Origin of the sequence: Vibrio sp. 10N.222.52.B7 (genome assembly GCF_041474275.1) — a bacterium.
Taxonomy (GTDB): domain Bacteria; phylum Pseudomonadota; class Gammaproteobacteria; order Enterobacterales; family Vibrionaceae; genus Vibrio; species Vibrio crassostreae_C.
This window is the reverse complement of the sequence record NZ_JBFRTU010000354.1, coordinates 1-243: the sequence shown is the minus strand read 5'-3', so window position 1 is coordinate 243 and position 243 is coordinate 1. Positions and strand designations below refer to the sequence as shown.

General features: G+C 50.2%; 1 protein-coding gene. It reads right to left on the bottom strand.

Annotation, left to right across the window (positions count from 1 at the left end; all coding sequences use genetic code 11):
• Nucleotides 1-243, bottom strand: a 243-nt coding sequence (locus tag AB4512_RS23180; protein ID WP_372175868.1) for a DNA-formamidopyrimidine glycosylase family protein, incomplete at both ends; no start/stop codon positions are given.

The window sequence follows — 243 nt, the reverse complement described above, 5'->3', positions numbered from 1 at the left end:
TTTCTGCTTTCTCGGCAATGTAATCAGCGTTGAAGTCATCGGTTAGTGGTTCAGGGCCAGAACCAAGTAATACAGTATGTATCTCATCAGGCGCCGACCACAGCCAAGCGCCAAAGCGGCGCGGATCGTTGTAGCGTAATACTTTACCATTAGTGAGCTTGAGATCCACGTGATCATGCTTTGCCGCTGGGAAATCGGCATCTAACACGCGCAGTGAGCCAGACATACCGAGGTGAACTATAG